The organism is Nocardioides sp. R-C-SC26, assembly GCF_021246465.1.
GTDB lineage: Bacteria > Actinomycetota > Actinomycetes > Propionibacteriales > Nocardioidaceae > Nocardioides.
This window is the reverse complement of the sequence record NZ_JAHRHK010000013.1, coordinates 1-19,756: the sequence shown is the minus strand read 5'-3', so window position 1 is coordinate 19,756 and position 19,756 is coordinate 1. Positions and strand designations below refer to the sequence as shown.

General features: G+C 72.8%; 11 protein-coding genes. 9 read left to right on the top strand and 2 right to left on the bottom strand.

From position 1 onward, the window contains the following. Positions 1-23 precede the first annotated feature (23 nt). From KSO97_RS12565 to KSO97_RS12530, 8 genes are all read left to right on the top strand, one after another. Complete coding sequence (locus KSO97_RS12565; RefSeq protein ID WP_232679382.1) at positions 24-3,344, top strand: ATP-dependent DNA helicase; 3,321 nt, start codon at positions 24-26, stop codon at positions 3,342-3,344. Further along, the gene (locus tag KSO97_RS12560; RefSeq protein ID WP_232679380.1) at positions 3,341-6,655 is read left to right on the top strand and encodes an ATP-dependent DNA helicase; all 3,315 of its coding nucleotides are present in this window, start codon (positions 3,341-3,343) and stop codon (positions 6,653-6,655) included. The genes KSO97_RS12565 and KSO97_RS12560 overlap by 4 nt, the downstream gene beginning before the upstream one ends. An 11-nt stretch (positions 6,656-6,666) precedes the next feature. Beyond that, positions 6,667-7,581, top strand: coding sequence for an NAD(+) diphosphatase (nudC, locus tag KSO97_RS12555; protein WP_232679379.1), 915 nt, complete (start codon positions 6,667-6,669; stop codon positions 7,579-7,581). A 32-nt stretch (positions 7,582-7,613) separates the two neighbouring features. Further along, a complete protein-coding gene (locus tag KSO97_RS12550) occupies positions 7,614-8,657 on the top strand; it encodes a M28 family metallopeptidase (RefSeq protein WP_232679377.1) in 1,044 nt (347 codons plus the stop codon). Continuing rightward, on the top strand, positions 8,654-9,808 hold the full coding sequence (locus tag KSO97_RS12545; RefSeq protein ID WP_232679374.1) for a CapA family protein: 1,155 nt from the start codon (positions 8,654-8,656) through the stop codon (positions 9,806-9,808). The genes KSO97_RS12550 and KSO97_RS12545 overlap by 4 nt, the downstream gene beginning before the upstream one ends. Positions 9,809-10,020: 212 nt before the next feature. Next, the gene (locus tag KSO97_RS12540; RefSeq protein ID WP_232679372.1) at positions 10,021-10,737 is read left to right on the top strand and encodes an ABC transporter ATP-binding protein; all 717 of its coding nucleotides are present in this window, start codon (positions 10,021-10,023) and stop codon (positions 10,735-10,737) included. Continuing rightward, a complete protein-coding gene (locus tag KSO97_RS12535; protein WP_232679370.1) occupies positions 10,734-13,289 on the top strand; it encodes an FtsX-like permease family protein in 2,556 nt (851 codons plus the stop codon). The genes KSO97_RS12540 and KSO97_RS12535 overlap by 4 nt, the downstream gene beginning before the upstream one ends. Continuing rightward, positions 13,289-15,379, top strand: a complete 2,091-nt coding sequence (locus KSO97_RS12530; protein WP_232679368.1) for a hypothetical protein — start codon at positions 13,289-13,291, stop codon at positions 15,377-15,379. Before KSO97_RS12535 ends, KSO97_RS12530 begins: the two co-directional genes overlap by 1 nt. A 22-nt stretch (positions 15,380-15,401) precedes the next feature. On the opposite strand, the gene KSO97_RS12525 is transcribed toward KSO97_RS12530, so the two are convergent. Together KSO97_RS12525 and KSO97_RS12520 are read right to left on the bottom strand one after the other, a co-directional pair. After that, entirely contained in the window at positions 15,402-15,662 is a 261-nt protein-coding gene (locus KSO97_RS12525) for a mycoredoxin (RefSeq protein ID WP_232679367.1), read from the bottom strand. Positions 15,663-15,767: 105 nt separating this feature from the next. After that, positions 15,768-17,141: a hypothetical protein gene (locus KSO97_RS12520; RefSeq protein WP_232679365.1), complete on the bottom strand. Its 1,374-nt coding sequence runs from the start codon at positions 17,139-17,141 to the stop codon at positions 15,768-15,770. A gap of 163 nt (positions 17,142-17,304) precedes the next feature. Between KSO97_RS12520 and KSO97_RS12515 the strand changes: the two genes are divergently transcribed. Beyond that, positions 17,305-19,756: IPT/TIG domain-containing protein (locus tag KSO97_RS12515; RefSeq protein ID WP_232679363.1), on the top strand; the 2,452-nt coding region annotated here is incomplete at its 3' end.

Below are 19,756 nucleotides of genomic sequence, written 5' to 3'. Positions count from 1 at the left end.
CGGCAGATGGTTGGCTTGTCGCCATGCCCGCACCGAGCTCGACGACCTACCGGTTGGTGCCCCCGGCCGCGCCGTCGGGAGCACCGCGGCTGGACGCCGAGCAGCAGCGCGTCGTCGACCATCCCGGCGGTCCGCTGCTGGTGCTGGCAGGTCCAGGCACGGGCAAGACCACGACCCTGGTCGAGGCGATCGTCGACCGCATCGAGCACCGCGGCGCCCGGCCGGAGGAGGTGCTCGCGCTCACCTTCTCGCGCAAGGCTGCCGAGCAGCTGCGTGATCGGGTCACGGCGCGCCTCGGCCGCACGATGGCGACCTCGCTGAGCTCGACGTTCCACTCGTTCGCCTACGGCCTGGTGCGTCGCTACGCCCCGGCGCAGATGTACGCCGGCCCGCTGCGGCTCCTCTCCGCGCCCGAGCAGGACGTCATCCTCCGTGAGCTGCTGACCCCGCACCCCGAGTCGGTCCACTGGCCCGACTCGTTCCGCGCGGCCCTCGACACGCGTGGCTTCGCGCGTGAGGTCAACGCCGTCCTGTCGCGGGCGCGGGAGAAGGGGCTCGACGCCGACGAGTTGCGCGGCCTGGGGGAGGGCGAGGACCTGCCCGCCTTCCGCGCCGCCGGGCTCTTCCTCGAGCAGTACCTGACGACGTTGGACGATCTCGGCGCCACCGACTACGCCGACCTGATCCGGCGCGCCACGATCGAGGCGGCCGAGCATCGCGACGAGCTGCGGGCGCAGTGGCGCTACGTGTTCGTCGACGAGTATCAGGACACCGACCCCGGGCAGGTCGCCCTGCTGCGACAGCTCGCGGGCGACGGGCGCGACCTGGTGGTCGTCGGCGACCCGAACCAGTCGATCTATGCGTTCCGAGGTGCCGAGGTGCGGGGGATCCTCGACTTCCCGACCGAGTTCCCCCGCGTCGACGGCAGCAGGGCCGACGTGATCGCCCTCGGTACGACCCGGCGCTTCGGGCGGCGCATCCAGGTGGCGAGTCGACGAGTCGCCGGTCGACTGTCGCTGTCGGGTTCGATCCCGGAGGCGGCTCGCGGAGTCTTCCTCGATCCGGCGTGCGAACCCTCGGGCGTGGGAGATGGCCGCGTCCAGGTCCGCACGTTCGACACCGACCGCTCCGAGGCCGAGCATCTCGCCGATCTGTTGCGCCGCGCGCATCTGGAGGACGGCGTCGCCTGGGGTGACATGGCGGTGCTGGTCCGCTCGGGGCGCTCGACGCTCCCGCCGCTGCGCCGAGCCCTGGGCGCCGCCGGGGTGCCGGTGGAGGTCGCGCGGGACGAGATCCCGCTCGTGCGGGATCCGGCGGTGCTCCCGTTGCTGGATGCCGTGCGGGCCGTCGTGCACCTCGACGACGGCCCCGACCATCCCGACCATCTCGACGCCGCGCGGGCCCAGGGTCTGCTGCTCGGTCCGCTGGGCGGCCTGGACGCCGGCGATCTCCGTCGGCTCGGGCGCCGCCTGCGCGCACGAGCCAAGGAGCAGGTCGACGGCGCGGAGCCGGGCGCTCCCGCCTCGAGCCGCGAACTGCTGCGCCGCGCGGTGGTCGACCTCGCGCTCGTCGAGCAGCTGAGCACCCGCCCGGCCGAGGGCACCCAGGCGACCACGGGGCACGTCCCATCCGAACCGATCGAGGTGACCAAGGCCCTCGCGCTCGCGCGTCTGCTCGCCCGCACCCGTGGTCTCGTCGACGCCGGTGCGTCGGCCGAGGAGGTCCTGTGGGCGCTGTGGGCGGGCACCGAGTGGCCCGAGCGGCTCCGACGGGCAGCCGAGGCGGGTGGCCCCGGCGCTCGCCGCGCCCACCGCGACCTCGACGCCGTCTGCGGCTTGTTCGATGCGGTCTCGCGGGCCGAGGAGCAGCGGGTGCACGTCGGCGTGGCGGGCCTCTTCGAGCAGCTGACCGCTCAGCAGATCCCCGCCGACTCCCTCGCCGAGCAGGGCGCGCGCGGCGACGCCGTCCGTGTGATGACCGCGCACCGCTCCAAGGGGTTGGAGTGGGGCCTGGTCGTGGTGGCCCATGTCCAGGCCGACGCCTGGCCCGATCTCCGACGTCGAGCGACGCTTCTCGGGGCCGATCGCATCGGCCCCGGGGAGCTGCTGCCTCCGGTGACGGCCCGCGAGCAGCTGCTGGAGGAGCGTCGGCTCTTCTACGTGGCCTGCACGAGGGCTCGCGAGCGCCTGGTCGTCACCGCCGTCCGCTCACCCGACGACGACGGCGAGCAGCCGTCACGCTTCCTCGACGAGCTCGGCGTCACCGACACCGCCCACGTCGTGGGTCGCCCGCCGCGGCCGCTCTCCCTCGGTGGACTGGTCGCCGAGCTGCGCCGCACCGTGAGCGACCCGGCCACCCCCGAACCGCTACGGCGCGCCGCGGCGCGCCGTCTCGCCCGGCTCGCGGCCGAACCGGCGCCGGGCGCCGCGGGCGCACGCGGCGCGCGGCTGGTGCCCCTCGCCGACCCCGCACACTGGTGGGGAACCCGCGAGCCCAGCCGCTCGTCGGTACCGCTGCGTGATCCCGAGCGTCCCGTGCCGGTCTCGGCGAGCGTCGTGGTCGGGATGGGCGCGTGCCCGCTGCAGTGGTTCCTCCAGCGTGAGGCCGGGGGCACGAGTCGCACCCACCAGGCCGCCAACCTCGGTCAGGTCCTGCACGCCCTCGCCGAGCGGGTCGCGACCGGCGAGATCGACGCCGGGGTCGACGACGTCGACGTGCTGATGGCACACGTGGACGCGGTCTGGGAGAGGATGGAGTTCCGCACCCCGTGGTCGAAGGCGCGCGAGTACGAGCGGGTGCGCGCTGCGCTGGCCCGGTTCCTGCGGTGGCACCACGGCAACCAGCGCCGGCTGCTCGGCACCGAGCAGCACTTCAGTGCGGAGGTCGAGGTTCTCGACGAACGCGGGGCGCCGGTGCCGGTTCGCCTGACCGGATACGCCGACCGGGTCGAGCTCGACGCCGACGGCGCGGTCATCGTCGTCGACCTGAAGACCGGTCGGAACCGGCCCAGCAACCGCAGCGTCGAGAGCGACCCGCAGCTGGGGCTGTACCAGCTCGCCGTCGAGGCGGGGGCGGTCGATGCGCTGGCGCAGGGGGCGCCCGCCGGCGGCGCGGAGCTCGTCCAGGTCGGTGCTCTCGACGACAGCGAGCATGCCGTCGTCCAACCGCAGCCGGCGGCCGCCCCGGATGGTCCGCAGAGGCGGGCGCTCGGGCAGCGGATCGCGGTCGCGGCAGGACACCTGCGTGCCGAGACCTTCCCGGCCACGAAAGGCGACCACTGCCGTGACTGTGCCTTCGTCTCGAGCTGCCCGGTGATGGGCGCGGGGTCGGTGACCGGTCGATGAGCGCTGCCGTACCCACCGGGCGCCCGAGGCTGCAGCTGGACACCCCCGAGGAGCTCCAGCGCGCGATGGGCACGCCCTATGCGCCGAGTGCCGAGCAATGGAGCGCCATCTCCGCGCCCCTCGAGCCGTCGGTGGTGATCGCGGGGGCCGGGTCGGGCAAGACGACGCTGATGGCGGCGCGGGTCGTCTACCTGGTGCTCACCGGTCAGGTGCTCCCCGAGGAGGTCCTCGGGCTGACGTTCACCACCAAGGCGGCCAGCGAGCTGCGTCGTCGGATCCACGACGCCTTGGACGCCGCGGGCGCCCTCAGCGCCGCCGTCGACGAGGACGGGGTGCTGGGCGAGCCGCTCGAGCCGACGGTCGCCACCTACAACGCCTACGCCGCGCAACTGCTCACCGAGCACGGTCTGCTGATCGGTCACGAGCCCGACACCCGGGTGATCACCGACGCTGCGCGCTACCAGCTCGGCGCTCGTGTCGTCGACCGGTTCACCGGTGAGGTCCGGTTCCTCACCGACCACCCACCGACGGCGATCCAGAACCTGCTCGCACTCGACGGCGCGATGAGCGAGCACCTGGTCAGCGAGCCCGATGTGCGGCGCGTCGATGCGCAGGCACGTGCCGACTTCCTCCGCGAGCTGGCGGCCGAGGTCGCCGGCAAGGGCCGCAAGGGGCACCGCGAGGCGATCGAGAAGGGCATCTCGGCGATCGACCGGCGCGCCGAGCTGCTCGAGCTGGTCGCCGGATACCGCCGTCTCAAGCGCGACCTGGGCGTCATGGACTTCGGCGACCAGATCTCCTCGGCCGCGCGTCTGGCGACCGAGCGGCCGGAGGTCGGTGCGGCCGAACGGGCGCGCTATCGCGTGGTGCTGCTCGATGAGTACCAGGACACCTCGGTCGCCCAGGCGCTGCTGCTCGGGAAGCTCTTCTCCGGACCCGACGTCGCGGGCGGGCGCGGGCACGCCGTCACCGCGGTCGGTGACCCGAACCAGGCGATCTACGGCTGGCGCGGAGCATCGGTCAGCAACATCATCCACTTCGACCGGACCTTTCCGCCGGCCGCCGGTGAGCCGGTCCGGCGCCACCTGACCGTGAGCCGCCGCTCCCAGCGCCGGATCCTCGATGTCGCCAACCGGCTGGCGGCGCCGCTCTACGCCGCGACCGAGCATGTGCAGCCCTTGCAGGCGGCACCCGGTGCCGGTGAGGGCGTCGTCTCCACTGCGGTCCTGGAGACGCATCGCGACGAGCTCGCCCATCTGGTCGCGGGCGTCGTCGCCGCCCACGAGCGGTGCTCGTGGAGCGACATCGGAGTCCTCACCCGCGACAACGCGCACGCGGCCGAGGTCTTCGGCGCCCTCACCGCCGCCGGGATCCCCGTGGAGATCGTGGGTCTGGCCGGGCTCTTGCGTCTGCCCGAGGTCGCCGAAGTGGTCGCCACCCTGCACCTGGTGCACGACGTGACCGCCAACCCGGCTCTCGTCACGCTGCTGACGGGTCCGCGGTGGGCGATCGGGCCACGCGACCTCAAGCTGCTCGCCGAGCGTGCCCTCGAGATCGCCGGGAACGGCTCGGGACGAGACGGCTCAGCCGGCGCCGACGTCGATGCGGCGCTGGTGCAGATCGCCGACGGCGTCGACCCCGCCGAGTTGCCGGCCCTGGACGACGCGCTCGCCGACCCGGGCGAGGCGGACTTCTCGCCTCAGGCACGGGAGCGGTTCGCCTCCCTCCACGCCGAGCTGCGACATCTCCGCGTCTTCGCCGGTGAGCCGCTGCTCGACCTGGTCCGCCGGATCATGGACGTCTCCGGCGTCGACGTCGAGCTGGCGGCCGCCGTCGGGCCTGCGGCCTCGGCCAGGCGCGACAACCTCGACCTGTTCGTCAAGGCGGTGGCCGACTTCCAGGCTGTCGACGGCGACGTCACCCTCGCGGCGCTGCTGGCCTACCTCACCGTCGAGGACGAGTTCGGTGCAGGTCTCGACATCGCGACTCCCAGCGAGGCCGACTCGGTCAAGCTGCTCACGGTGCATCGCGCCAAGGGCCTGGAATGGCACAGCGTGTTCGTCGTCGGTGTGGGCGTGGGGCGGTTCCCGGCGGGCCGAGCCCGAGCCTCCTGGGTCTCGACGCCGGCGGTGATCCCCTCCCCGCTGCGCGGCGACGCTCCGGACCTGCCGATGCTCGGCGGCTACACCAAGGAGGACATCGAGGCCTACCGCCTCGCCCTGCGCGCCCACGAGCTGGAGGAGGACCTGCGCTTGGCCTATGTCGCCTACACCCGGGCTGCGCACGAGCTCAGTGTCACCTCGTTCTGCTGGTCCGAGCGGGCGACTCCTTTCGGTCCCTCGGCCTTCCAGATCGTCGTCCGCGACCAACTGGAGGAGTGGGGCGACCCGGTCGAACGCTGGCTCGATCCGCCCCAGCGCACCGACCCGAACCCGATGGCGACGATCGACGCCTCCCTGCCCTGGCCCGTCCCGGGCGTCGGCCAGGAGGCGGCACTGCGGCGCGCCGCCGCGCTCCTCGTCGCCGAGGCCGACCCCGCCGCCCCCGACGACGACCTGGACCTCGTCATCCAGGCACAGGTCGAGACCTGGGACTCCGAGATCGAGCGCCTCCTGAGCGAGGCACGGCGCGATCGCGGCGGCATCGTCGATGTGCCCATGCCCGCGAGCCTCTCGGCGACGGCGATCGGTCGGCTGCGCGAACGCCCCGAGGAGTACGCCCGCGAACTGGCCAGGCCGATGCCGAGACCGCCGGCCGCCGGAGCCCGGTTCGGGAGCCGGTTCCACGCGTGGGTCGAGGAGCGGTTCGGTCGGGCGGCCTCGCTCCAGGCGAGCCTGCTCGACACCGACGAGCTGGCCGGCCGTGGCGATGCCGTCCTCGACGACATCGTCGAGGAGGCCGAGCTCGCCGACCTCGTCGCGGCATTCGAGGCCGGTCGGTTCGCGGCCCGTGTGCCGCTCGCGGTCGAGGCGCCGTTCGCCATGGTGCTGGGCGGGCAGGTCGTGCGCGGGCGGATCGACGCCGTCTACCGCGACGACGAGCCCGCCGGCGGCGCGGGTCAGGGGGAGGGGGCGTCCTATCTGCTTGTCGACTGGAAGACCGGCGACGTCCCGGCCGATCCGCTGCAGTTGGCCGTCTACCGGCTCGCGTGGGCGGAGTTGAGCGGCGTCGAGCCGCGCCGGGTCCGCGCCGGGTTCTACTACGTACGCAGCGGGCGGCTGGTCGTTCCGGAGGCGCTGCCCGGGCGCGCCGAGCTGGAGGCGCTGGTCGGCGCCGCCGGTCGTCCGGGCGGTCCTCGGGACGCCGAGTAGCCTCACGCACCGTGACCTACCCGCACCTGCAGATGGCCTCCGGCTCTCACGACCGGCTGGGCGTGCACCGCACCGACGAGGCGTGGTTGGAGGAGCGCTTCGCCCGGGCCGACTCGCGGGTGCTCGTCGTCTCGGGTACGCGTGTCCGTCCGGTCGACGGCTCGCTGCCATGGGTGCCGGCGAGCGAGGCACCCGACGGCGTCCGGGTGCTGCTGGGGGAGCGGCACGGCCTCACCCACTGGGCCGTCATCGTCGGCTCGGAGGTCGCCTCGACCGCCGACGGCGAGTGGTACCCGCTGCGCGGTCTGCTGCCGGCGCTGGCGGGCGGAGGGTTCGCCGAGGCGCCCCTGGTGTTCCACGCGCTCGGCCTCGCGGAGTGGCACTGGGCGACGCGCTTCTGTCCACGCTGCGGCGGTGGGCTGCGGTCGGCGTCGGCGGGTCACGAACTGCTCTGCACCGGCCGTTGCGGCAAGACCCAGTTCCCGCGGACGGACCCGGCCGTGATCATGATGGTGGTCTCCGGGGAGCCGGGTTCCGACCAGGAGCGCTGCCTGCTCGGCCGGTCGCCGCAGTGGCCTGCTGGACGCCTCTCGACGTTGGCGGGATTCTGCGAGCCGGGCGAGACCCTCGAGGACGCCGTGCGCCGGGAGGTCGGTGAGGAGGTCGGGGTCCGTGTCGGCGACGTGACGTACTTCGGCAACCAGCCCTGGCCATTGCCGGCGAGCCTGATGGTGGGTTTCATCGGTCGCGCCGAGTCCACCGACATCGACCTCTCCTCGGGCGAGATCGTCGAGGCACGCTGGTTCACCCGCGAGGAACTGCTCGCCGAGACGACGTCCGGAGCGGTCGCTCTGCCGGGCCCGGTCTCGATCAGTCGTTCACTGATCGACCACTGGTTCGGGGGAGTGCTGCCCGGCGCCTGGTGAGCCTGGGTTGCGTCGGCTGGCACGATCGGGTGATGGCGCACGTGGAGGTCGCGCGAACGACGAGTCGCCGGTACGCCGCTGCGGCAGCGGCCGTCGTGCTCGGCCTGGCAGGCTGCTCGAGCCCGGACATCGTGCCCGATCGTGACGCCGCGCCGACGTCGTCGGGTGCGGTCGGTCAGGCATCGCCGGAGCCGACGGGTCCGGTCGACGAGACGCCCACGGACGTGCCGACACCGCCACGTCCGGCACCCCGTGTGAGCGCCGACGACGCCGACGTGCGCGTCGCCGTCGCTGCGGTGCGACACCTGGCGGGGCGCATCGGCCCGCGGCCCGGAACGAGCCCCGCCTACCGTCGTGCCGCCGCGTGGGTCGAGTCACGGCTCGAGGCTGCCGGGTGGCAGGTTCGGCGTCAGGACGTCCCGACACCGGCGGGCGTCTCGTGGGGGATCCCGGTGTCGGCAGGCCGCTCGACGAACCTGGTCGCCGTACGGCCCGCCGACGCTGCTGCGTTCGACGCGCGCGAGGGCGCCGCGTGGTTGGCGGTCGGTGCGCACCTCGACACGGTGCCGCAGGCTCCCGGCGCCGAGGACAACGCCTCGGGTGTCGGCGTCCTGCTCGCGATCGCGGACGCGCTCGCTGACCGCCGGACGCGGCTGCCCGTGGTGCTCGTCGCCTTCGGCTCGGAGGAGCCGCGCGGTCCGGGCGACGACGACCATCATTACGGCTCGCGAGCCTTCGTCGCCGAGCTGACACCGGCGCAGCGACGCGGGCTGCAGGGCATGGTCTCGCTCGACCGGGTCGGCGTCGGCGACGTCGTGCCGGTCGGCAGCGCCGCCGAGCCGAACGACCTGACCCGCGCCCTGGAGCGCGCCGCGCGCCGTGCGGGGACCGCGACCACTCTGGAGCTCTTCGAACGGTCGAGCGACCACTGGTCGTTCGTGCGGGACGGGCTGCCCGCAGCACGCCTGGGCAGCACCCCCTACGCCGGCTACCACTCGGCCGGCGACGTGCCCGCCGTCGTCGATCGGCGCCAGCTCGACCGGGTGATCCGGTTGACGCTCGCGTGGCTGCGGTGACGCGACGCTGGACGCCGGTGGTCGGCGCCCTCGTCGTGCTCGCCGCCTGCGCCGCGCCTCAGCGGTCCGGGCCGCAGGCTCTCTCCCCGGGCACGTCGGATCTTGACGCCACGCCATCGAGCTCGTCGGCTTCCGGCACAGGCGAGACCGCGGCGCCCACGTCGCCGCCCCGACGCAGAGCCGTCACCATCGCGCTCGCCGGCGACGTGCATGCCGAGGGTGTGCTGCGATCACGACTCGACGACCCCGCCACCGCGTTCACCGGGACGGCGTTCGACGTGTTGGCGCGCGCCGATGTCGCCGTCGTGAACCTCGAGACCGCCGTCGGCACCGGGGGAGAGGCCGAGCCCGGCAAACGGTTCGTGTTCCGAGCGCCGCCGACAGTGCTCACCGCCCTGGCCGCGGCCGGCGTCGACGTCGTCTCGCTCGCCAACAACCACGTGCTCGACTTCGGCCGAGGTCTGCTGACCGAGACCTTCGGCGCACTGGCCGAGGCCGAGCGCGGGGAACCGCCGCTTCGCGCCGTCGGGGTGGGCCGTGACGTCGACGAGGCGTTCCGGCCCGCACTGATCGACGTCGGCGACACGCGGATCGCGATGCTCGCCGCGACGACGGCGTCGCTCGACCCGACCGCGGATCCGACGGGTCACTGGGCGGTGACCGCGTCCCGGCCCGGCACCGCCGACGCCATCCGGCCGGAGCGGCTGGTTCGAGCGGTGGCGCGCGCCCGTCGCGGCGCCGACGTGGTGGTCGTGTACGTGCACTGGGGAGTGCAGGGCGAGTCGTGCCCGACGCCGCACCAGCGCGACCTCGCCGCGCGGCTGCTGGACGCGGGTGCCGACGTCGTCGCGGGGTCGCACGCCCACCGGTTGCAGGGCGACGGACCGGGCGGTGACGGCGGCTACGTTGCCTACGGTCTGGGCAACTTCGCCTGGTACCTGCCGAGTTCGGACGGCGAGCCCACGGGTGTGCTCAGCCTTCGCGTGCGCCCGACCGAGCGCGGACAACGCGCCGACGTGCTGCGAGCGCGCTGGACCCCCGCCGCGATCGGTGCCGACGGGCTGCCGCGGGTGATCGGGTCGACCGGTCGCGAGCGGTTCGACGCCCAGCGCACGCGGTCGCGGGACTGCTCGGATCTTCGAACCGGCTGAGAGGTCGCGCGATCTCTTAGAGATCGTGCGGACCGACTCATGCAGCGGGCGTCACCTTGGCGCTCAGAGCGCGTTGTCCACATCGGCACTCGGTGAGCGTGGGCTGACTCACACTGGTGCGCGACGCCGTGACCCCCACTGTCGACGGTCGTTCAGTGATACAAGACATTTAAGACAACTGAAATACTAGTCATTGCCGATGGAGGAACGCCATGCACGACACGGCGACCGATGAGCTCCAGGCCGCCCCGATGACGGCTCCGGTCGTGGCGCGCGGTCTGGTCAAGGGCTTCGTGGCACCCGACGGCTCCCGGGTGGTGGCCGTCGACGACGTCGACTTCGAGGCACCCGCCGGGGAGATCACCGCGATCGTGGGGCAGTCCGGGTCAGGCAAGACGACGTTGCTGCAGTTGCTGGCGGGCCTCGACAAGCCCGACGCGGGCTCGGTGCGTCTGGCGGGCGTCGAGATCGCCGAGGTGGGTGACGCAACCGTGACCCGGCTGCGCCGGCGTCAGGTGGGGTTCGTCTTCCAGGCCTTCAATCTCGTGCCCGGACTCTCGGCCCGCGACAACATCGCGCTGCCACTGCGTCTGGACGGGCGGACCGTGGACGAGGACCGACTGCAGGATCTCGCTGGGCGACTCGGCATCGGCAACCGGCTCGACCACGCGCCGGAGCAACTCTCGGGTGGCCAGCGCCAGCGGGTCGCCGTCGCCCGCGCGCTGATCGCCGAGCCCGCGATCGTGTTCGCCGACGAGCCCACCGGGGCGCTGGACGCGGCTAGCGCCGCCAGCCTGCTCGAGGTGCTGCAGGAGGCCGTGGAGGAGCTGAGCCAGACGGTCGTCCTGGTGACCCACGACCTCGCCCTGGCCGACCTTGCCGCACACGTGCACGTGCTGCAGGCGGGGCGACTGGAGCGACAGCGTTGACCGGCTCCTCGGCGGCGTTGCTGGCGCTCCTGCGCTCCCAGCTGCGCCGTCATCCTGGGCGCGCGTGGGCGTTGGGCGCCACGATCGCGCTCGCCGTCACTCTGCTGACCTCCGCGTTCGTTCTGGCCGCGTCGTTGCGTACCGCGATCGACCAGGGCCTCGAGGTCTCCTACGAGGGCACCGACGTCATCGTCCGCACCGAGTTGGGCACCTCGGACAGCGAGCTGAGCGGGGGCGTCGGGCTGGTCTCCTTCGACGACGAGCAGCTCGCCGAGCTCGCCGATCTCGACGGTGTCGCGGCGGCGTCCTCCTACACCCGCGCGACCGCCGTCGCCCGTACCGGCGACAACGCGCTGGGCATCGCGCTGGAGTCGCAACCGGCCGATGAGAGCTTCCAATGGCAGCGCTGGTCCCAGGGCCGCGCTCCGGTGCCGGGCCAGCCCGAGGTGGGGCTCACTCAGGACACGCTGGACCAGCTCCACATCGGCCTCGGCGACCTGGTGTCCCTCGGCACTCCGTCGCTCGGCGCGGCGAACCTCCGGGTGAGCGGGATCGTCGACGTGCGCGGTTCGCTCGGCTACTCCGGTACGGCCTATGGCGTGGTCCCCGAGGCGACCGCCCGACTCCTCGCCGGCGTGACCGGGGCCAACGTCGTCGTCCTCCGCGCCGAGCCCGGCGTCGCGGCCGTGCAGATCCAGGAGGAGGTCAACGCGGCGGGCCAGGGCGGGTTCGCCCAGACCACCCAGGAGCTCATCGACGGCGCAGGGTCCGCCGAGCAGGTCAGGCTCGCCGGGATCGACGCCGTGCTCTTCAGCTTCTCGCCCCTCGCCCTCGTGGTGGCCGCGATCGTGATGGGCACCTCGATCCTGGTCTCCCTCGGCTCGCGCCGCCGCTACCTCGCGCTGCTGCGCAGCATCGGCGCCACCCGGCGCCAGACGTTCGCGCTGCTGCTGTCGGAGGTGCTCGCGCTGGGCGCCGTCGGCAGCGTCGTCGGGGCAGCGGTCGGCGTCGCTCTGGCGCGGCTGGCGCTCCCACTGACCGGGCTCATCCCGGGCCTTCCCGCCGTCTCGGGTTCGGCGTTCACGGTGCCGTGGCCCGGCGTCGTGATCTCCCTCGGGGCCGGGGTGGCGCTGTCGGCCGTCGCCGGCCTGCTCCCTGCCTGGACGGCGAGCAGGGTCTCGCCCGCAGCCGTCCTCTCCAGCACCGCCAGCCCGTCTGCCGAACGCCGTCGCGGCGCCAACCTGGCTGTCGTGCTGCTCATGCTGGGGCTTGCCGCCACGGTCGTCGGCCTGACCGGCGAGCGCAGCGGGTGGGCGATCGCGGGCCTGCTCGTCACGGTGATCGGCACGCTGCTCTCCTTCGGGTTCTCGGTCTCCCTGACCGCCCAGGTGATCAGCCGCAGGTTGCGCGAAGGACGCCGCACGGTGCCTCAGTTGGCGGCCAACGGACTCGCGCGCGAGCCGGGACGCGCGGCGGCGGAGGGCGTGGCCGTACTGCTCGCCACGACGTTGATCGCGGGCACGTGGGTGCTGATGTCGTCGTTGCACGCCGCCGGCAGTCAGCGTCTCGACGCGCTGCCGGTGCCCGACCTGACGGTGGGTGCGCCGGTCGGCTCGGTGCCGCTGGGGCCTGATGCCCTGGAGCGGTTCGAGGCCATCGACGGGGTCGAGACCGTGGTCACGCTGCCTCAGGGTGCGGAGGTCACCGTGCAGGGCCCCGGGGAGCGGGGCGACGTGACGCTCTCGACGGGCGTGATCGGTCAAGACCTGTCGGAACTGCTCGAAGCGCTCCCGGCAGGCTGGGGCATCGACGAGCTCGCCGACGACACCGTCTACCTGCCCAACGACTACTTCAAGGCGTTCGTCGACGGCGCGCGGGTCTCGCTGGTCGGACCCGCCGGGACGGTGGAGGACCTTCAGATCGTCTATCTCGACGACTTCGACCTGCCGGCGCTGGTCTCGCCCGCGCTGCTCGCCGACGTCGCCTCGGTCACCGAGGTCCGCACCGCCTGGCTGCGGCTCGCCGACGGCGTCGACCGGGCAGCGGTGCTCGCCGAGGTGAGCGGGGCGGCCGTGCTGGCCGGGCAGGTTCCGGTCGGCGGTCCGGCGCTGCTCGACCTGAAGCTCTCCCGCGGCATCGCGGTGACCACCGCCACGAGCACGGGCTTCCTCGCGGTGGCGCTCCTGGTCGCGGTGGTCGGAGCTGTGCTCGTCACCGTCGTCTCGGTCGCGGAGCGCTGGCACGAGCACGCCGTCCTGCGCGCGTTGGGCCTGGAGCGTCCGCAGCTGCGGCGACTGCTGCTGTTTCGGACCCAGTTCGTCGCTCTGGCAGCCGCGGTGCTCGGCGTGGGCCTGGGTCTGCTGGTCGGCCTGAGCGGGTCGACGCTGCTCACGCGCGCGCTCGACGTCCCGGCCGCCCCGAGCGTCCCCGTCCTCCCCATCCTGATCCTGAGCGTGCTCGTGGTCGCCGTGGTCCGCGCCGCCGTCCTCGTCCCGCTGGAACGGGCGGCACACGTCAGCCCTGCCAGCGCCCTGAGTCAAGGAGCTTCCTGATGTCGCGCATCGTCGTCCGTCGGTCCCGCCGAGCCGTCCGGCTCCTCCTCGCCGTCCTCGCGGCCGCTCTCGCGGTGGCGATCGTGCCGTCCGGCTCCGCTTCCAGCGACACGCCTCGCGCCGTCGCAGACGGCGGCCCGGCGTCCTACACCTGCCAGTACACCGGCCTGGAGACCTCGCTCATCCCGTCCTTCGACGGGCTCCCGCTGCTGGGCGGCCTGCCGCTCCCGGTGCTTCCGGCGCTCGGCGGTAGCGACGAGGTCGCGGTCGAGGTCGACATCGACGCGCCGACGAGCATCGCTGCGGGGGAGGCGCTGCGGCTGCGTGGCACCGCACGGTTCACCTTCGGTGCGAACGCGACCGCCACCAACGCGGCGACCCGGTTCTCCTTCATCAGTGACAGCTTCGGTCTCGAGGTGGCTGCAGGCAGCTACCGCCGCTTCCTGCGGATCGAGCGTCTGGTCACCAGCGAGTCCTCGGTCGGATCGAGCACCGTGACGGCCCGGTGGCGTCTGCCCGACTTCCTGGTCCCCAGCACCGCGTCGACGCTGACCTTCTCGCTGCCCCATGAGGCGGTGGCGACCAATCCGGTGAGCACGACGCCTCGGTCGGTCGCGTTCACCGGCATCCTGCGCACCGACAGCCGTCTGCAGGCCGAACGCGCGACGGCCTGCGCGGCGCGGGGAGATGACGCCGCGCGGGTCGCGTCCGTGCGAGTGACGGGCGCGCCGACGTCCGAGCCGACGCCTGACGGCGGGACGAGCGAGGGCGACGGCGGCCCGGGTCTGGACTCGCCGACCGGAGCGCCTTCGGTGACCGACGGCGGGACCTCGCTGCCGCCGGCCCCGCCGGGCGCGACCATCCCCGAGACGGGTACCGCGACCCCCGCTCCGACCCAGGCCGCCCCCGCGCTCGTGTCGGCTCAACCGATCCCCGCCGAGACCGTCCCGCGCGGAGTCACCCTGCCCGCGTGGGGTGCGGTGCTGCTCGGCGCCTTCGTCGCCGGCGGGCTCTTCCTGGGACTCTCCAGTCACCGGCGGCTGCGCCGGGCGGGCGCCGTCGCGGGCGCGCTCGCCCCGCTCGTCGCGCTGCCGACGCCGTTCACGCCGTCGCCTCCCGCCCACGCGGCGACCGGTCAGGCGCAGGTGACGCTCGTCTGCGTGTACGAGGCCGAAGGGTCCAATCCGAACGACGTCCCCAAGAACCAGCCGACAGGTCTGGCGATCTCGCTTCAGGTGCCTGACTCGGTCGCACCGGGCGACGTCGTCACGCTGACCGGCTCGGCCTCGGTGCAGGCGCCGGAGGACATCCGCAGCCAGGGCTCGGCCCTGGGGTTCAACACCCTCGACGCGATCTCGGACTCCTTCTCGGTCGGCATGACCGTGGGCAGTGGGAAGCGGCAGGTGCTGTTGGCCGACCGCTGGCAGACCGGCAAGACCGCGTTCGGAAACCCGTTGGTGGTGCGTGCGCCGCTCTACTTCCCGGCGTTCAAGGTGCCCGAGGACGCTTCGGGGGCGATCACGCTGGAGCTTCCACGCAACGAGGTCGTCGACCGTCGTCCGGCGCCGTATCGCAACGCCAACACCCCGCCGCGGGTGGCCGTGGAGTTCCTGGCCAGCGCCTCGGGCAACGGCACCTCGATCACCTACGTCGTCTCGTGCTGGCGCTCGGACACGGGCTCGGGGCGGATCGCCTCGATCCCGGTGACGTCGAGCAGCGGCGGCGGGCCGTCCTCCCCGGCGGCTCCGTCGGGCACGCCGTCGTCGACGACGGCTCCCGCGCCGGGCGTGGTGCCGGAGCCGACCCCCGGGTCGACGGCCGGCCCTGTGATCGGAGGGACGCCGAGCGCAGCGCCGTCCCAGGAGCCCGGCGCGGTGCCGTCGGGTGCTCCCACGTCCGCCGTGACCGTGGCGCCCGGGACGACGGCGGCCCCGTCGAGCACGGCCGTCGTCGCGCTCCCGATGTCGGCGCCGCCCACCGACAGGGTCGTGATCCCCGGGTGGCTGTTGGCGGTCTCGCTCCTCGTGGCGGGTGGGGGATACGGCCTCGCGGGCTGGAACCGACTCCGACTGCGCAGTCGAAGGGCGTAGGGGACGCCGCGGCTAGCGCCGATCAGGCCAGGGAGGCGAGTTTCTCCTTGACCTGCGCCAGCGACGGGTTGGTCTGCGCGGTTCCGTCGGCGTAGACCAACGTCGGCACGGTCTGGTTGCCGTTGTTGACCTTCTCGACGATCTGGGCAGCCTCGGGGTGCTGCTCGATGTCGACGACCTCGTAGGGGATCCCCTCGCGGTCCATCTGCGACTTCAGCCGGTGGCAGTAGCCGCACCACGGTGTCGAGTACATGATCACGCGGTCGTTCTCGGCCTCACTCATGCCGCCATCGTCGCAGGCCCGAGCAACACGCACGTCACGGCTTGGGCCGATTGGCCGCTCGGGAGGCGCGGTCGAGTGGGTCCCGCTCGTGGGCAGACGTTGAAGTCAGGTCCGGAACCGGCGCAGGTACGCGGATTGGCGTGCCTGCAGCTGACGCCGGCGCTGTGCCGGCGTCACGTAACGGGCACCAGGAGGAAGCGCGTCACGCACTTGGTCGATGTCGACCACGTGCGTTGTGACCGATGGTCTACTGGAGGCGCGCAGCCGCTGCCACCGGGCCATGATCGTCCCGCGCCGCTGGCCCGCGGTCGCTACCCAGTTGATGAAGCCTGGGTCGCGTCGCGAGATCACGAAGGAGTACCGGCCGTCGACTCCTCGAGCGGACTGCGCCATGTTGAGTGAGGAGGAGAAGCGCCCTGGCGAGATCCCGACCATCCACGGATCGGTGACGGGCAGCGTCATGTAGCCGGCGCCGGACGGGTCCATCGTGACGATGAGGGCCTGATCGTCCGCCAGGTTGAAATAGCCGAAGGAGTTCGCCTGAGTCACGAGGGCTCCAGGCGTGCGTCCGGGCTGCGGGAGTCGGTTCGGCGGGCCGGCCATGGTCTTCAGTCCGAGAAGCGCCGGACCGAAGATCGGCGCACCACGGGCGACGAGCAGCTTCGCCTCCTCGACCACGTCTCGCAACGATCGAGGTGCCGGGATGGCCCCTCCGTCCAGCCTCTCGACCGTCAGCAGATCGGGCGACTCAATCGCCCAGTCGGAGATGGTCGTCCGGATGAACAGCTGGACGGTCCGTTCGGTGGTCTGCAGGTGGTTCGGCCGTCCATGCGCGGGTTCGGGGCCGATGGTCACCGTGTAGTCGGGCCGCCTACGACTGCGCAGTCCCAGCCCGTCGACGTAGTCCACGGTCGTCTGGGTGATCAGGTCGTCCACGAGGGAGAAGGCGAGATCCGTGCTACCCGCGCCGGTCAGACGCCCTCGGATCCGATAGCGCGACGACGGATCGATGGGCACCGTGCGATAGAAGGTGTCGGGGTTGTCGTACGCCCAGCGGCCTCCTGGTATCGATGCCCCGAACCAGCGGTGTGGTGCGGCCCCCAGCCAGTAGACGCGTGGTCTGAACGGATCGTTGTTCGACGCGGTCTGGATCATCCCGAACACCAGCTCCTCGACGGCGTTCGCCAGACGACCGTCGTCCGAGGGCGGGATCAGGCCCGCCCTCGACGCCAGGTAGGCGGCCGTCGCGATGGTCTCGGAGTCGGAGAACCCAGCGGAGCGTCGGACGGCGAGTGCGATGCGGTCCACGGCTCGCTGGTCGGCTGTAGCAAGCGGGTTCGCCATAGGTGCTCTCGCCCAGCCGGGCGTCGCGCCGGTGCCGACGAGCAGGCCTGCACCACCTGCGGCCAGGAGGCGACGTCGGGTCAGCGGACCGCTGATCCCGTCGCCGGCAGTCACGGATCCGTTCGTGCTGGTCATGCTCTCGGCCGCTCGCTCTCTTCGTTTCAACCGCCCGATCGTTTCCCGCTGTGCTGGCGAGCGTAGCGTCGGAACAACGTAACGAACCGAGGATCAGAGGGCGATCGGACGACAGCTTCGGCGTTCTCGGGACGGCGTCCGAGCACCGGCGTAGGGTCCGTGCGTGAAGAGTCTGCGACGCGCGATCGCTGTCGGCCTGGTGTCGGTGTGGGCGTCGACCGCCCCGTCCGCCCATGGAACACCGGCCGCCGGATCCGGGCCGGCTGGATCGGTCGATCGCCCGACCGCAGCGTCGGTCGCGGCCGAACTCGCCGTCGACGGCGTGTCGCCGAACCAGGGACCGGTATCGGGTGGCACAGAGGTGCTGATCACCGGGACCGGTTTCGGGTGTGTGGTCTCGGTGCGCTTCGGGGAGAGCGACCCGGCCCGGGCGACCGTGGTCTCGCCGACGTCGGTCCGCGCGATCGTCCCGGCGCACGGCCCGGGCGCGGTGGACCTCGTCGTGACGTCGGACGGAACGAGAGCGGTCGTGCGTGCGGCGTTCTCCTACCTGGATCAACCCACCATCGGGACCATCGCGCCGGCCAGCGGACCGCGCACGGGCGGCACCCGCCTCCTCGTCACCGGCACCGGCTTCACGCCGGACACGACGGTTGCGGTGGGAGGTGTGCCCGCCACCGGCATCGACGTCGCCGGACCGACCGAGCTGTCGGCGGTCACCCCGCCGGGCGCCGTCGGGACCGCCGATGTCGTGGTGAGCACCCCGGGCGGCACGGCGACCCGTCGCGCCGGTTTCGCCTACCTGGACGATCAGCCGACTCTCACCGCGATCCAGCCCTCGTCCGGCGGTATGGGCGGCGGCACCACCGTGACCGCGACAGGCACGGGCTTCACGAACGATGCCGTCGTGCTCGTCGACGGCGTCGCACTCGCGTCGTCGGCGGTCAGCGTGATCGATCGCCGGACGCTGCGCTTCGTCACCCCCGCGCACGCGGCGGGCCCCGTCGCCATCCGCATCCGCACCGCTGGAGGCACCAGCGATCCGGCACCCAGCGGGTTCACCTACCTCGACTACTCGCCGACCGCGTCGTCGTTGACGCCCGCGCTGGGGCCGGCTGCCGGCGGCACGGCGGTGACGATCTCGGGGACAGGCTTCGTGCCCGGACACACCTCGGTGTCGATCGGCGGCATCGACGTACCGAGCAGCGCCGTCACGGTCGCGAGCGACACGTCCCTCTCGTTCATCGCCCCGGCACACAGCCCCGGTGCCGTCGCCGTGTTCGTGACGACCCACGAAGGCCGCTCGCAGGCGGTGCCCGGCGGGTACACCTACGTGGCGGCGCCGACCACGTCGTCCCTTTCCCCGACCTCCGGTCCTGTCGCGGGCGGGACGTCGATCACGATCACGGGTGCAGGCTTCGTGGCAGGTGAGACCTCGGTCTCGATCGGCGGCACGACCGTTCCGCCGGCTTCGGTGACGGTGACCGGGTCGTCGTCGGCGACGTTCCTCGCTCCTCCCCGTGCCGCCGGCAACGTGACGGTGTCGGTGTCCACCGCCGGCGGGACCTCGGCGAACGTGCCGGGTGGTTTCACCTACCTCGCCGCGCCGAACGCCGTCTCGCTGGCACCCGCTTCCGGCCCTACGAGCGGCGGCACCACGGTGACCGTCACTGGCAGTGGATTCGTGGCGGGCGCGACGACCGTGACGATCGGTGGGACGACGGTCCCCGCCTCGTCGGTGGCGGTCGCGAGCGAGACGTCGTTGAGCTTCAGCACTCCGCCGAGCCTCGCCGGAAACGCGGCTGTGTCGGTGTCCACCGCCGGCGGGACCTCGGCGAACGTGCCGGGAGGATTCACCTACCTCACGAGCCCGACAGCGGCCGGGATCACGCCGAGTTCCGGACCGCCCGCGGGCGGCACCTCGGTCACCGTGGGGGGATCGGGCTTCGTCGTCGGGAACACCAGCGTCACCATCGGCGGAGTCGTCATCCCAGCAGCCGCCGTCTCCGTGACCAGCACGTCCTCGTTGAGCTTCATCACCCCGGCGCACGCTGCTGGCAACGTGTCGGTCAGCGTCACCACGCCCGGGGGGACGTCGAGTGCCGTGCCTGGGGGGTTCACCTATGTGGCGGCACCGACCGCGGCGTCGCTCTCGCCGTCGTCGGGCCCGAGTGCCGGCGGGACCTCGGTGACGGTGACGGGGTCCGGGTTCGTGGCAGGTGCGACCTCGGTGACGGTCGGCGGCGTCGCGGTGCCTGCGGGTTCGGTGACGGTGTCGAGCTCGACGTCGCTGACGGTCGTGACGCCGGCGAACGCGCCCGGCACCGTGGCGGTCACGGTGACGACGGTCGACGGGACCTCCGATCCTGTGCCGGGCGGGTTCACCTACGTGGCGGCACCGACCGCGGCGTCGCTCTCGCCGTCGTCGGGCCCGAGCGCCGGCGGGACCTCGGTGACGGTGACGGGGTCCGGGTTCGTAGGGGGTGCGACCTCGGTGACGGCCGGCGGCGTCGCGGTGCCTGCGGGTGCGGTGACGGTGTTCAGCCCGACCGCTCTCTCGTTCCCGACGCCGTCGGCCACGGCAGGAACGGTGGCGGTCACCGTATCGACGGTCG

Coding starts and splice junctions, on each gene's coding strand:
- KSO97_RS12565 (WP_232679382.1), top strand. CDS start 24: ATGCCCGCACCGAGCTCGACGACCTACCGGTTGGTGCCCCCGGCCGCG.
- KSO97_RS12560 (WP_232679380.1), top strand. CDS start 3,341: ATGAGCGCTGCCGTACCCACCGGGCGCCCGAGGCTGCAGCTGGACACC.
- KSO97_RS12550 (WP_232679377.1), top strand. CDS start 7,614: ATGGCGCACGTGGAGGTCGCGCGAACGACGAGTCGCCGGTACGCCGCT.
- KSO97_RS12540 (WP_232679372.1), top strand. CDS start 10,021: ATGCACGACACGGCGACCGATGAGCTCCAGGCCGCCCCGATGACGGCT.
- KSO97_RS12530 (WP_232679368.1), top strand. CDS start 13,289: ATGTCGCGCATCGTCGTCCGTCGGTCCCGCCGAGCCGTCCGGCTCCTC.
- KSO97_RS12525 (WP_232679367.1), bottom strand. CDS start 15,662: ATGAGTGAGGCCGAGAACGACCGCGTGATCATGTACTCGACACCGTGG.
- KSO97_RS12520 (WP_232679365.1), bottom strand. CDS start 17,141: ATGACCAGCACGAACGGATCCGTGACTGCCGGCGACGGGATCAGCGGT.